Raw genomic sequence first — 14,128 nt, 5'->3', positions numbered from 1 at the left:
TAACCTTTAGCTACCGTCGTCCCCCGCACTTTCAACTTTTAACTCTTTACTTTAAATTTTTCCTTTAGATGCTAAAACGCATAGACATCCTCCTCATGGCCTTCTGCACCGGCCTCATTGTCGCCAATATTTATTATTGCCAACCATTAGTTATTTTAATTGCAGAAGAGTTTAAATTAACCGAAACTTACGCAGGCAGAATTACCTACATCACTCAGATTGGTTATGCTTTTGGTTTGTTTTTACTTGTGCCGCTTGGCGATATGTTTGAGCGCAAAAAGCAGATTTTGATTATAACAGCTATGGCTATTTTGGCGCTGTTAACAGCAGCCGTTTCACATTCTTTTTTCTTATTGGAAATCGCCTCGCTGCTTATTGGCATCTCCTCCATTGTACCTCAATTAATACTGCCTTTAGCCGCCAACCTGAGCACCGATGAAAATCGTGGCGCCAACATTGGCATGATTATGAGCGGTTTGCTGGTAGGTATTTTGGCCTCTCGGGCTGTAAGCGGAAGTATTGGTTTCTGGCTTGGCTGGAGGGCGGTTTATTATATTGCTGCAGCCATTTGCTTATTGCTTATTGCCTTAATGGCGAAACGTTTTCCTCAAAGCTTTCCGGCTTTTAAGGGAAGTTACAAGCAATTAATGAGCTCGATGTTTGGCTATATTAAATCTCAACCTGTGCTCCGCGAAACTTCCATTATCAACTTTTTGGCCTTTGCTATTATAAGTGCTTTCTGGACAACCATGGTTTTGTTTTTAGCCAATCCCCCATTTAATTTTCAAACCTTGCAAATTGGTTTGTTTGGCATTGCCGGTGCTGCTGGTGCTTTAGCTGCGCCGCTTGTAGGGAAGCTAAGCGATGGCAACAATCCTCGGAAAAATTTAATGATCGGGTTTATCCTACAACTCATCAGTGTAGCTTTATTTTACTTCACTGGCAACCACTTATACCTTTTTGTGATTGGCATTGTACTCATCGATATCGGTCAGCAAGCCATTCACGTAACCAACCAAACCCGAATTTACACCCTCATACCCGAGGCGAGAAATCGCTTAAATACGATTTTTATGTCGGTTAGTTTTATTGGCGCCAGTTGTGGTTCGGCATTAGGCTTATGGCTTTGGGCACAAGGCGGCTGGGTTATGTTTTGCTACGGCATGACGGCAATTATCATCATTAACATTTTGATTTATCTATTCTACGGCAGAAAACAACAATCGATCTAAACCGCTATCACACTTTATGAAATTTAAATTCACTGCTCCGCTACTTTTCATCATTTCATTTAGCATCTGCTATACTAAGACCATTGCACAAGAAAAAGCAAATGAATCACCGACCGTGACATCCCTAAATAAATTTAAGCTCTATCTGCTGGGGATAGGCCTAGAACGCGAACAGAAAATATCAAAACAATCAAGCTTATATTTTAGTGCAGCAATTGAAAGTGTTGTACCTTTTTATCCGGAGCAACCGAGCAATGATAGTGATGTAATTCGAATAGATTATGCTATCAATTTTGCTCCAGTACTCGGTTTAGGATTCAGAAACTATTTTAACTTATCAGAAAAAGAAAATTTAAAAAAGAAAACAACAACCAATAGTGCAAGCTATTTGGGAATAGAATATAATTTAATAGCACCCATTTTAATAAATCAAAGATATACAACAAATTATATCCATTCTATTTCTCCTCTTTGGGGTCTTCAGAAAAACACATTAAAAAACACAAACATAGAATTGGCAATCGGACCATCGTTTCAAACAGACTTTGATCGTAGCCGGTTTTCTATATTGGCCAGAATTGGCTTCAGTTATTTACTATAATCATGTCCCTAATCCAAATCGAACAAATATTCCCTTCGCTTACCTGGCGCATCCGTCATGAAGTGATGTATCCAGAACTTCCTTTTGAGGCTGTAAAACTTCCAGAGGATTTTGATGGACTTCACTTTGGCTTATACGCTGATCACAAATTAACCGGCGTGGTTTCATTATTTCATGATGGCGATGTTTACCAATTTAGAAAACTCGCTATTTTAAACGAAGCACAAAAATCCGGTTATGGATCGCAACTAATGGAATATATCTTGGATTTTTGTAAAATTCAGAAAGCGAGCAAGCTCTGGTGCAATGCAAGGGTAAATGCTAAGGAATTTTATTATAAATTTGGATTCCGTGAAACCGACAAAACATTTTTCAAAGATGGTTATGATTTCGTAGTAATGGAGAAAGAATTTTAGATTGTAGATTGACGAATGACGATTTAACACCTTGCCTATTGGAATTTGTAAAGCTAAAATCATAAATATAATCTGATTGATGACTGGGTCTGCTACCTGCAAATCCAAAATCGTGAATCTAACATCATAAATAAATATGGCTAAGAAAAAAGAAGACGCTAACCTGCCAAAAACGGAGGATAAGAAAAAACATGTAACTGTTGTAACCAAAAAGTCGTTACAATTTTTAGAAGAATACATTAACAATCCTGCTCCAACAGGTTACGAATGGGAAGGCCAAAAATTATGGCTAAACTATTTAAAACCATACATTGATGAGCATTTTGTAGATAATTACGGAACTGCAGTCGGTGTAATTAACCCGAAAGCTCCTTACAAAGTGGTAATAGAAGCGCATGCCGATGAAATTTCATGGTATGTAAACTACATCACCAGTGATGGTTTAATTTATGTTATCCGTAATGGTGGCTCTGACCATCAAATTGCACCATCGAAACGTGTGAATATCCATACGGAGAAAGGCCTGGTTAAAGCAGTTTTCGGCTGGCCAGCTATCCATACGCGTCATGGCGAAAAGGAACAGGCGCCAGAATTGAAAAATATTTTTCTGGATTGCGGTTGCACTACAAAAGAAGAGGTAGAAAAATTGGGCATCCATGTAGGCTGCGTAATCACCTACGAAGATGAATTTATGGTATTAAACGATCGCTATTACGTTGGCCGTGCTTTAGATAACCGTGTTGGTGGTTTTATGATTGCCGAAGTTGCCCGTTTATTGAAAGAGAACAAGATAAAACTACCTTTCGGTTTATACATTGTAAACTCTGTACAGGAAGAAATAGGCTTACGTGGAGCAGAAATGATTGCGCAACGCATTAAACCAAATGTGGCCATTGTAACTGATGTAACCCATGATACAACCACGCCAATGATCAACAAGAATACGCAAGGCGATTTATCAGCAGGTAAAGGTCCGGTGGTTTCTTACGCTCCGGCAGTTCAAACCAATTTGAATAAATTACTAATCAAAACGGCTGAGAAAAACGAAATTCCATTCCAACGCCAGGCTTCTTCACGCTCAACGGGAACGGATACCGATGCATTTGCTTACTCAAACGGTGGGGTTCCTTCGGCTTTAATATCTTTGCCTTTACGCTACATGCATACCACAGTAGAAATGGTGCACAAAGAAGATGTTGATAATGTGATTAGCTTAATTTACGAAAGCTTGTTGAACATTAAAGACGGTCAGGATTTTAGAGAATTTAAATAAAAATTGAGGAAAAGCAGACTAGCTGACCAACCTTTTCAAATTTTAGTCTCATTGAGCTTGTCGAAATACATCATTGTAATTTCGACAAGCCTTTCGACGACTGTTAACAACCTTTCGGAGGCCGTAGGTTCTTCAAAACAAAAGCGCTACAAATGTTTCCATAAGCAGCGCTTTGTCATTAGTGAGAAACGTAAAAAATTATTTGATATTTAGGTCGGTTGCGCCCTTGACATCGGTAGATATTTCACCCAAAATGCCAGCATTTACATTCTGTGCGGTGTAAACTTTAACAAAATCAATTGTACTTAAGCTAACCTTTTTACCTGCGCCATCAACCGCCCAGGCAATATCGAAACTATTGTACAATTTGGTTTTATAATCATCGCCAGTTGAATAGCTATCGGTGTATCCCAAATCGAACGCAGCATTGGTTACAATACCCGAAGTACTGAGCGTTGACGGCAATAATGTTCCTTTGAACGTAATCTTATCTTGATTGGAAGCAAACAAAGGATAAAAATTAATGCGTTTAGCACTGTTATTTACCACACCACTATTTCCTTGGTTATCTGTCCAGGCTACATTTGCAGCAGCTTTTGGGTTAGTGTAAGTAATTTCATAGTTTTTAATAGTAGTTGCCTTTTCGTATTCGCTCCCCGCCAGTTCAAACCACTCATCATCTGGTAAACCATTGCCGTTTTTATCCTGACTTACCATTACAATACCTGGCTCGGCAAAAGCATACGGTGGACCAAAAGGATTTCCGTAGATGGCCAAATCGGCCCCGTTTTGGTTAACAACAGAATGGTCGAAGCCGAAAACAATGTAACCGCCAAAACCACCCAAAGAAACCATGTTGTTTATACTCCCAATCAATTTTTGTGCTTGTTCTGGCGAGCCTAAACTTGCATTGTTAATGTGCTGACCAGGTGCTGGCGCATACTCGAAAACTTTACTGATAAATTTGCTACTGGTTGGTGTTACTGCAATTACAGGTACAGGAACATTAATGGTATAAGTATGCGAAAAACTGCCCGCCCCATTATAACCTTTGTATTCGATAACATATGTACCAGAAGTGGTAGGCGTAAAAGCGAAATTATAAGCGGTACTTACCACTTTTCCATCCAATTTCCATTCGTGCTGGAAGCCTCTGCCGTCATTTGAAACTGCATATAATTCCGTTTTCGCATTCACTTTTCCAGTGAGGGAATTTTCAGTGATCCCCATTTTTCCATCAGGAGCAGTTTCTGCATCTTTTTTGCAACCGAAAAATAGGGTTGCAACCAGTAATACTGCAACTAGGTAATTGTTAATTTTCATTATTATATATTGATTGTTAAATTATTTAGTGTAGAAAACCAGGTGAGCAGGAATATCTCCTGTGGATACCGAAAACTTCTTTTTACCATTATTATCGATGGAATATAAAGTTCCTGGCGTAACATAATCCTTTGCATCGGTGATGTAAACGCCAGATGAGATGGGGTCAACCGCGATTCCATAAGGCATTACAATTTCTTTATCAGTGCCATCACTAATGAAGCCGCCTGGAATAATGGTTTCATCTTTTACATTGATTTTTGAATAAGAAATTACATTAGACATGGTTGCGTTGCTCCAGGCGGTGCTAATGATGTAAGCAAAATCTTTGTCAATTGCGAAATTGCTGGCTTCAATATCAAACTTCTTTTTTACCGCTTCCGTCTTCGTATCAACCACATACAAATTCGATTTTATATCACCATAATTTCCTCTGGAAGTAACATATAAATCACCATATTGATCTGCTTTTACACGGTGAAGGTTGATGGCAACATCAATGCGCTTAATTTCTTTATTGGTTGTCAGATCAACGACAGATAAGGTTCGCTCGTAATTGCTGCTGGTATAACCTCCAGAATTGGCTACATAAAGTCTATCGCCAACAACGGCCATTTCTTCTGGCTCACGGCCTACTGTAATTTTAGCATCCAATTTATAAGTTGCCGTATCTACAACAGCAACAAAACCCTCGTAAGCAGTTACATATGCTTTGTTTTTATAAAATGTAAGGTATCTACAGTTCGAAATATCTACCTGAGCTAGTTTTTTTGCTGTTTTAACATCAAGGATTTCCAATTTTCCAGATCCATTTACAACTACATAAAGCTTAGAACCATAAATTTTAATGTCATTCCCTACATCACCAAGCCCTAATGTAGCAGATGGGTTTACTTGTCCGTAAATATTTTTTCTATAAACGCCAGTAGTATAATCATAATAATCTATTGAGGCTTTATTCGAACCCCAATTTCCTTCGTTTAAAACATATAGCCCATTTACAGCTGTAATTCCCTGTCCGGGAAGTTGAGTTTGTTCTTCAGGAGTAACGCCTTTATCTTTCCGGCAAGACCACAAAATTGTAGTGAAGCAAAGTGCAGTTAATACTTTAATTGATAGCGATTTTTTCATTTTATGTTAATTAAATTTCGTGATGAGTGTGATCCTGAAATTTCTTCCAGGCATTGGATAATTGAGTACCACATCGTAATATTGATTAAATACATTATTCACTTCTGCAGCGATACTATAATTGACTTTTGCGTAATCAAAGGCAAACCTGACAGCTAGATCATGCGTGTACCAGGGTTGTACATAGTTTACAGGGATGTTTGCCTTTTGGCTATAACGTTCGCCAGTGTAGATATAACTGTAATTGAAACTGATATTTTTATAGTCTAAGCCCAGCATTAAAGCGCCACTATTCAATGGGATGTAAGGAATCTGCTGACCGTAAACTGTACTATTCTCAGTAATATCAATGGCCTTTTCATAGGTATAATTAAATTTTGTATTCAAATTGAAACCATTAAAATTCCAGTTGCTTTGGATGTTGGTTTCCAAACCTTTGATTTCTACTTTACCCAGGTTAACCATGCTCCACCTGAAGGGGCTAAGCGTAGGAATGGCAATGATTTTATCGCGTACGGTGTTGTAATAAATATCTGTTTGGATAGAAATTTGAGTGAGCTTTACGGCCTCAAAGAATTTGGAATAAGTGAAACCTAAATCGTATTGCTTGGTATATTCTGGACTTAAATTACTGTTCCCAATCAGCGTGTAGTACAAATCGTTAAAGGTTGGCATCCTAAAAATGGATTTGTAAAAAGCCCTTAATCGGAAATCGTTATTTTTAAAAGGCTGCCACGAAGCCATCATTGTCGGTGTATATTCTGTTTTATCGCCAGCTGAGGAATTGGTTTTCACCTGATCATTAACCAACGTTGCCAACACGTTACCTTGGATACTCAAACGTTGCCAGTTTAATTTTGAAGCAAGAGCGATTAAAGCAGTCTGCCTTTTAGGATGGGCAAAGTTTTCCAGATTGGCATCTAATTGCTGATAACTGTAATCGGTTGATAAGGAAATATCCCAAAATTTAAGAATCTGATATTGATTGGCTAACGATAAATATATTTCTTGCTGGGCATAACGATTGTCTAAAGCGCCAAAGAGTGAAACCCTTTCCGGATCGAGATAGCGGATAAAATCGTAAGCATATTTTGCATTTGCCAAGAATTGAAATCTTTGATCTGTCTTGCTTTGATAGGAAGATTGAACAAAGAAACTATCATCCCATTGGCGCTGGCTAAAATCAAACTTATTGGCCACAATAGCGCCGGGCAGACCCCTCTCGCTATCGTAATTATAAATCCTCAGTTGCCATTTACTGCTATCGGCGGTATTGCCAAACAGCGCTGCTTCAAATCTTTTAGCAAGAATATCACCGTTGTGCCTTACTACTGTAGTATCATAAACACTGTTGGTGTATAGATATTTGTATTTTCCATCCGCATGAATCAATTCTGCGTTTAGGCTTAGCGATAAACGGTCAGTTAAACGTTGATGAAAAATAACCGATGGATTGAATAAACCAAAGGAGCCGCCCTTTAAACTTAACTTCAAACTTCGGCGTTGGCCAATATCGAATACAGGGCTTTGCGTTTTTAAATAAAGCGAACTGGCAGAGGCGAATGCTTTTGCTGGCATTAGCAGTTCACTTTTCTGACCGCTATAAAGTGAAATTTCTTCGAGGTTATCCAACGAATATTTACCCAAATCTACCTGCCCGTTTTGTGCATTTCCTAATTGTATCCCATCATAAAAAACTGCTGTATGGTTGCTACCCATGCTGCGAACGTTAATGGTTTTTAAACCGCCAATGCCACCGTAATCTTTTAGTTGAACCCCCGAAAAATATCTGATGGCATCAGCAACAGAGAGTGCATTTAATTTTTTTAATGCCGTTCCGCTTAATATTTGCAAAGGTGTTGGCGAAATATTTTGTAATAATTTTCGCTGATGCTTAATCTCGACTTCTTTTAAAATATTTGCTTTTAATGAGTCAGTTTGGGCAAGGGCAGATTGAGGCATAAGAATGCCTGTCCAGAAAATGAACGATAGGAAAAGATAATATTTTATGCCATTAAAGGCATGTAAAAACCTAAACATTTTGTTGTGAGTTTAATCCCCACAGCAAACAGAATTACAAGAAATGAAAATACGGAATACCGAAAGTACCTCATCTCTAGCTTCAATCCCCGAAAGCTATGAAATATTGCAAGAGGCAGGTCTTCTGACTTACTCCCGGTTTTCTTGCCTTCCCACCTCGAAATCGGGGCAGTGGCTTAAAGAATAGAAAATCCGTTAATGGAGCTTACAGCTGCGGGACAGTTTTGGATTTACACCAAATTCCCTTTTAATTCCGGGTGTTAACCGGAAACCAAAAGCATGGCAAAGGTAGCCAATTTTTTAAAAGATTTTAGAAAAGTTTAGCCGCTGTTTAAATTTCTTAGAAAGTAAATATTTCTTGCGGTTGTGGAAACTCACCTACTCGAGGCACTAGCATTTGATGCTAGCATAAATTTGAGCTTTTAAGCTTTGTTAATTAATCAATTTTAACAAGCTCAAAAATTCGCAAAGCTATTTTGCTGATGCTTATTGTTCTACATCACTAATTTCGATCCATACCGGGCAATGATCGCTTGTTTTTTCCCAGCCCCGAACATGCCTATCTACTCCAGCGCTTAAAAGTTTACTTTCTAGTTGTGGACTCAGAAGAAAATGATCAATGCGCAAACCGGCGTTACGGCCGTAGGCATTTCTGAAATAATCGAAAAAGGTATAAATCACTTCTTCGGGATACAGCTTTCTAATGGCATCTGTCCAACCCTGTGCTACCAGGTTATGGAAAGCTTCACGCACTTCCGGCCTGAAAAGCGCATCGTCAACCCATCGTTCCGGTTTATAAACGTCCAATTCAGTCGGCATCACATTGTAATCTCCTGCAAGCACTACGGGTAAATTAAATTCTAAAAGTTTCGCTGCATGGAGTGTTAACCGTTCAAACCAAGCCAATTTATATTCCAATTTTGGCCCAGGCGCAGGATTTCCATTTGGCAAATACAAGCAACCCACCACAACCCCATTGATCATGGCTTCAATATATCTACTGTGTAAATCTTCAGGATCACCAGGCAAACCGCGTTTAAGTTCCTTTATTTCATGTCCACGAGATAAAATAGCCACCCCATTCCAGCTTTTTTGTCCATGCCAGATAGCGTTGTAGCCGGCTTCGAGAATAGCCTTTTCGGGAAATTTCTCATCAGGCGCTTTTAATTCCTGTAAACAAACTACATCAGGCTTCGTTTCTTCGAGCCATTTTAATAAAACTGGTAAGCGCCCATTTACGCCGTTTACATTGTAGGTTGCTATTCTCATCGCTATAAAAAATTGGTGAGGCTAAATTAATGAACAAATTTTTCCCCACAAGTTAAAACGAAATTAAAATTCAAGTCGTTTTGACTTTACAACATCTAAAAATCACGAAAAACTGATTAATTTTTCATTTATTGAAAGCATTTGTAATTTTTGCGCTTATCTTGCAATTATATTTAATCACTCCCGTTAGTAAATGTCTGAAGTTGCAATAAACATCCCAAAAGGTAACCAGAAGGATATTCATCAGTTATATGATAAGTATGCTGGAATGCTTTTAGGTTTTATAAGAGGTACGGTTCAAGATCATCTTAAATCAGAAGAAATTTTAGTTAAAATTATCTCTGCATTTGTATTGGAAACAAATGGCCAGCCTACTTCCTGGTTGCAGTTAAGGCAATTTGCAAGATTTAAATTGCCCGAATTTTCTTCTATAAATAATGAAAAACTAAGCGGTAATCACACGAATAATGAGTATTTAAATCTGCTGGATGAGGAGGAGCAATATATTTTCCAAATGGTTTATTATCAAGGAAAATCTATCAATCAACTTGCAGATTTGTTAAATAAGAGTGAAAATATATTGCGTACCCAGTTGAAATCATCAATAGATAAAATCAGGAAAGCTCGTGGAAATTAAACAACTGATAGATAGCGGCCTAATGGAAACCTATGTTATGGGAGTGGCCACCGACGATGAAATTCAGCAAGTTTTGCGGGCAAAAAAACAGTTTCCAGAATTTGCCGAAGCGTTAACAAAGTTAGAAATGGATATGGAAATCCTTGCGCAAAGTATGGCTGTTCCGCCTCCAGCCAATGCATTATCCAAAATCGAACAAGAAGTAAATGAGATTATACTTCGTGAGCAAAATTTAAAGCTATACACTGAAACTGAAAGCAAGTTTAAGCATGCGGAACAAGAAAAAGTAAAACAAGACCGCTATATAGAAGTTGAGTCCGAATCGAACCAAATGCGCATCAGCAAAGCCTGGAGATGGGTTTTTGCGGCTGTTTTTGTTTTGGGCAAGATATTTTTAGGATTCGCGATCTACTTTTATCTCGAAAACAGACAGGCACAAGAACAGATTAAAGATTTGAAATTAGAGATTAACCAAATCAAAACTGTTAAGTAATCTATAGTGATAAAATATTATTTCCTAAAACGATAACAGGGTTTGCTGGTTATAGTTAATATAATTTAGCAATATGAACAATCAGTCATCAGAAAACGGAAATCCCAAGTTATATATGTTACTGTTGGGCTCAAAGGCGCCCAAAAGAAATGTGGAGCAACACGATTATTTCTTCGGCATTGCCAATTCATTAAAAGAATTGGTGCCAGAAATTAAAGCATTTTGGCCTGAGGCTGGCAATAGTATTCATATCGATGGCTGGCGTGAGGTAAACCAGGTTGATGGTTTTCGAATTGAAGTTAAGCCTCGAACGGCTGACCATTCATCCGCTCCCCATAAACTATTTTTTATCAACCTCGGTGGTTATCAATCCGGGAAGTTAGAAGAACAACATTATATCGTTCTTGGCGTAAAAGATGATCGGGCCTCGGCCATTCAGGACGCAAAGAAAACTGTTTTTTTTAAGACTAATTCAGTTAAAGGCGCCAACTCCCATATTGATGAAAAATATGGTATCGACATTGATGACATTTACCGGGTTGAGGATATACTAAGTCCGCAGCATAAAGAAAAATACCATATTAAGATTACACCAGACGCTACCCTTCCTGATGATGAGATTCATTTAGGTTATTTTAAACTCGATAAAATCTAGAAATACGTACTCCTTAAATATCTAAGCTAAACCTTTCTAAAAAAAACATGTTATTAGTTTACAACAAAAACCAATAATATGAAAAAGTTAGTTTATTTGATGGCCGTTTCCGTTTCGGCCTTAGCATTTCAAGCATGTGGCGGTGGAAATAAAGACGCCAAAGAAACAGCTGATAGCTTAAACATGAGTAAAGATACCACAAGCAACACGGCTGCAACTGGTGGCATATCAGTTGACAATGAAGATGCAAAATTTGCAACACAGGCAGCAGTAGGCGGAATGGCAGAAGTTGAAATGGGCAAACTTGCCCTACAAAAAAGCAGCAATGCACAGGTAAAAGAGTTTGCTACCATGATGGTAAATGATCACGGAAAAGCAAATACCGAATTAATGGAAATTGCAGCTGCTAAAAATATCACTTTACCATCGACTGTTGATGATGACCACAAAAAGAAAATGGACGATTTAAGTAAAAAGTCAGGATCTGATTTTGATAAAGCTTATGTTGATGCCATGGTTGATGGACATAAATCGACTTTAAAATTGATGGAAGATGAATCGAAAGATGGCGCTGATGCAGAACTTAAAGCTTTTGCTACCAAAACGGCTCCGGTAGTACAAACGCATTTAACTATGATCAATAAAATTAAAGATGGAATGAAATAAATTTCCATCCCAATAAAAAAATCGAGGCAGACGCCTCGATTTTTTTATGCACTTAGTTTTTTCATTACCTGTTCGGATGCCGCCTCGCAGAAGTCAATCCCCGAATAATCAGGATTATACCCACCTATGTAGGGAACGGCTAAAATATAAACACGTTCACTGGCAGTACCGTCTTCATCCACTACCTGAAAATAATCGTTAATGGTAATCCCTGGAACACGGAGAGAGAAATGCCCATTCTCAGTTTTCTCTACTAATTTATTCCCTTTTTTGTACGCTTCACTTCCTTTTTTAATATCCTTAAAGTTCAATTTTGCAGGGCTAACAATGCCCCCATCAATTAAACCTTGAAAAGGGAAATCTTCAAAAGATAAATGAGGCTGCCCTACACAATCGATAAACATTTTATAATGCTCGGCAATTGGCTTCCCATTTTCGTCTTCATAGTGGTAAGTAGCACCTCCTTTAGGATTTGGCTCTACCCTGCTATCTTCGCCAACAGATACAATATCGAGCACCCCGGCATCGTGGAGCGCCATTAAATCGCGACAAGAACTTTGAGGAACAAATGCAATTACAATTGAAATGAGTGGCATTAATACTTTTTGAAGCCTTTGCATATCTTCAGCAGGAAGATATTTTGCAGGGTAATTCATGGCAAAACTCAATACTGCCAAAACCTCTTTCCAATAAATTGATTCTCTTTTTTCGATCGATTTTTCTGCTTCCGCATATTCTTTCTTAAACAAATCGAATGGCGGCAATTTCTCCCGATAATCCATCATGGCCTCTACGAATGTTTCAAGATCCATATCTTTTATCCGTTCGTAAAACTTCGGCTCTTTCTTTTTAAATTGTTGTTTAAAGTTTCGGTCAAAAACAAAATCCAGGGATATAAAACCTCCATTTTTCTTGATATGATCTTGTACCTGCTTTTTGGTGAGCGTATTATCTTTTCCTAAATGGCTATCCTCCAAATGAAACCGAATGGCTGGTAAAAGGCCATTTCTGGAGTGCATGATAATTTTAAATTTACTGCTATCAGCATCCAATTTGAAAAGATAGGTCCCATCGTCATTCTGTGTAAACGTCCCGTTGCTTCGGGCAAGTGTTCGTATAGCGTCAACCGCGGTAAGAGATGATCCTTTAAGTGCTATAGAATGGTTACAACGTAAAGCCAACTTTTTTGGTGGGTATGGCGAATCGAAATAGTTCGGAATTTTCCCTTCATGTCTTTTGGGCCAATTGTGACCGGTACAAATTATAATTTCATCAAAAATCCCATCCTCTTTTCCATCTACTTTTACCGTAACTTTTTTTGTGCCTTTATCATCCAGAACATCCGTTATGGTGGTGTTTAAATGAACTTTTGTAATGATAGATTTCTTTTCTGCTTGTTTGATCAGCAAATCGAATTGTGCAGAAAGGTATTCTCCAAAAAATAATCGAGGCAAAACCTTGTATTCATTAAATTTTTCAGAATCGATGTCGAACTTTTTTAAAATACTTTTTGGGGCAATTTTAACCCAATCTTCTATAGAATTGAAAATAATGGGTATTTCATTATCAGATACATTTGTAATATGTTCTACTTCTGCACCTTCACTACTGTAAGGCATACCGGAGCCAAGATGTGCTTTCCGTTCAAAAATTTCTATCTCCAGATTTTTTAGTTCAGACTCAATAAGTCTCTTATACATAAAAAGGCCACTGGGGCCTCCACCAAGTATAGCAATTCTTTTTTTAGTAGTTTTTAGGCTCATTTAATGATGTGAAAAGGCGATATAATTAAAAAGTTTCTTTGAATTATAAAGAAACCTTTCTTACAATCATTAAAAGCGAAAATTGTTTTGATGCAATGTTAAAAACCAGCTCGCTTAGCGCATCACCTTTTGACGGTTTTCTCGATGCAAAACCTCATTAATTGCGGCCTGAAGTTTAGAAAAGATCACCGGCTTCACTAGAAACATGTCTCCGTTAGCTCCAAAGGCCTCTAAAGCGTATTGATCGTAGGAGGTTACAAAAAATATAAACCTCACTTTATCGCGAAGTACCTTTGCAACATCCAACCCACTGATATCCATTTTAATATCTAAAAATAAAAAGTCGATCTTATCTTCATCTTTAATGTTAATAATAGCTTCAGCTGGTTCGGTATAAGTTTCGGTTACATGCAGCCCTGGTATTTGATCTAGGAAGTTGGCGAGAACATCTATGCTGAGTTGATCATCATCAACGATTACACATTTATATAAAGTATTTTTTGAGTAGTCCATTTAGATTTTTTTACGATAGGAGCAAACCATAAGCCAAATATTGCGTTACAACCTGTAGTTTTTTGACTACATCGATGTTTTCACTTCTTTATCATCGAAAACCTTCTTGATTTAAT

14 protein-coding genes and 1 riboswitch are annotated in these 14,128 nt (G+C 37.9%); of the genes, 8 read left to right on the top strand and 6 right to left on the bottom strand.

Going from position 1 to position 14,128, the window contains the following annotated elements; translation table 11 throughout:
• The first annotated feature begins 68 nt into the window (after positions 1-68).
• The 4 genes from ACZZZK_RS17155 to ACZZZK_RS17140 all read left to right on the top strand — a co-directional run bounded on the left by ACZZZK_RS17155 (position 69) and on the right by ACZZZK_RS17140 (position 3,522).
• A complete protein-coding gene (locus ACZZZK_RS17155; RefSeq protein ID WP_463485174.1) occupies positions 69-1,232 on the top strand; it encodes an MFS transporter in 1,164 nt (387 codons plus the stop codon).
• 16 nt (positions 1,233-1,248) lie between these two features.
• Entirely contained in the window at positions 1,249-1,833 is a 585-nt protein-coding gene (locus tag ACZZZK_RS17150) for a hypothetical protein (RefSeq protein WP_463485173.1), read from the top strand.
• 2 nt (positions 1,834-1,835) lie between these two features.
• Positions 1,836-2,249 carry a GNAT family N-acetyltransferase gene (locus ACZZZK_RS17145; RefSeq protein ID WP_463485172.1) on the top strand — a complete coding sequence of 138 codons (414 nt, stop codon included), beginning with the start codon at positions 1,836-1,838 and terminating at the stop codon, positions 2,247-2,249.
• Between the two features lie 136 nt (positions 2,250-2,385).
• Positions 2,386-3,522, top strand: a complete 1,137-nt coding sequence (locus ACZZZK_RS17140; protein ID WP_463485171.1) for a M42 family metallopeptidase — start codon at positions 2,386-2,388, stop codon at positions 3,520-3,522.
• A gap of 198 nt (positions 3,523-3,720) precedes the next feature.
• Here the strand turns inward: ACZZZK_RS17140 and ACZZZK_RS17135 are convergent, their stop codons facing one another.
• From ACZZZK_RS17135 to xth, 4 genes are all read right to left on the bottom strand, one after another.
• Positions 3,721-4,845, bottom strand: coding sequence for a PKD domain-containing protein (locus tag ACZZZK_RS17135; protein WP_463485170.1), 1,125 nt, complete (start codon positions 4,843-4,845; stop codon positions 3,721-3,723).
• Between the two features lie 21 nt (positions 4,846-4,866).
• Positions 4,867-5,976: a YncE family protein gene (locus ACZZZK_RS17130; protein ID WP_463485169.1), complete on the bottom strand. Its 1,110-nt coding sequence runs from the start codon at positions 5,974-5,976 to the stop codon at positions 4,867-4,869.
• 6 nt (positions 5,977-5,982) lie between these two features.
• Positions 5,983-8,016, bottom strand: coding sequence for a TonB-dependent receptor plug domain-containing protein (locus ACZZZK_RS17125; RefSeq protein ID WP_463485168.1), 2,034 nt, complete (start codon positions 8,014-8,016; stop codon positions 5,983-5,985).
• Positions 8,017-8,113: 97 nt separating this feature from the next.
• Positions 8,114-8,307: riboswitch (cobalamin riboswitch) on the bottom strand.
• Positions 8,308-8,502: 195 nt separating this feature from the next.
• Positions 8,503-9,285 carry an exodeoxyribonuclease III gene (xth, locus tag ACZZZK_RS17120; protein ID WP_463485167.1) on the bottom strand — a complete coding sequence of 261 codons (783 nt, stop codon included), beginning with the start codon at positions 9,283-9,285 and terminating at the stop codon, positions 8,503-8,505.
• Positions 9,286-9,478: 193 nt separating this feature from the next.
• Between xth and ACZZZK_RS17115 the strand changes: the two genes are divergently transcribed.
• The 4 genes from ACZZZK_RS17115 to ACZZZK_RS17100 all read left to right on the top strand — a co-directional run bounded on the left by ACZZZK_RS17115 (position 9,479) and on the right by ACZZZK_RS17100 (position 11,736).
• Positions 9,479-9,922, top strand: a complete 444-nt coding sequence (locus ACZZZK_RS17115) for an RNA polymerase sigma factor (protein WP_463485166.1) — start codon at positions 9,479-9,481, stop codon at positions 9,920-9,922.
• Positions 9,912-10,415: a hypothetical protein gene (locus ACZZZK_RS17110; protein WP_463485165.1), complete on the top strand. Its 504-nt coding sequence runs from the start codon at positions 9,912-9,914 to the stop codon at positions 10,413-10,415. The genes ACZZZK_RS17115 and ACZZZK_RS17110 overlap by 11 nt, the downstream gene beginning before the upstream one ends.
• Before the next feature lie 73 nt (positions 10,416-10,488).
• Positions 10,489-11,070: a DUF1543 domain-containing protein gene (locus tag ACZZZK_RS17105; protein WP_463485164.1), complete on the top strand. Its 582-nt coding sequence runs from the start codon at positions 10,489-10,491 to the stop codon at positions 11,068-11,070.
• A 78-nt stretch (positions 11,071-11,148) separates the two neighbouring features.
• Positions 11,149-11,736, top strand: coding sequence for a DUF4142 domain-containing protein (locus ACZZZK_RS17100; protein ID WP_463485163.1), 588 nt, complete (start codon positions 11,149-11,151; stop codon positions 11,734-11,736).
• A gap of 44 nt (positions 11,737-11,780) precedes the next feature.
• Here ACZZZK_RS17100 and ACZZZK_RS17095 read toward each other — a convergent pair whose 3' ends face one another.
• Both ACZZZK_RS17095 and ACZZZK_RS17090 read right to left on the bottom strand, forming a co-directional pair.
• Complete coding sequence (locus ACZZZK_RS17095; protein ID WP_463485162.1) at positions 11,781-13,499, bottom strand: FAD/NAD(P)-binding protein; 1,719 nt, start codon at positions 13,497-13,499, stop codon at positions 11,781-11,783.
• 114 nt (positions 13,500-13,613) lie between these two features.
• The gene (locus ACZZZK_RS17090; RefSeq protein ID WP_463485161.1) at positions 13,614-14,012 is read right to left on the bottom strand and encodes a LytR/AlgR family response regulator transcription factor; all 399 of its coding nucleotides are present in this window, start codon (positions 14,010-14,012) and stop codon (positions 13,614-13,616) included.
• Between the last annotated feature and the right edge of the window lie 116 nt (positions 14,013-14,128).

The organism is Pedobacter sp. AC163 (assembly GCF_979258665.1).
The sequence above is the reverse complement of the archived record's forward strand: the minus strand, read 5'-3'. Positions and strand labels throughout refer to the sequence as shown.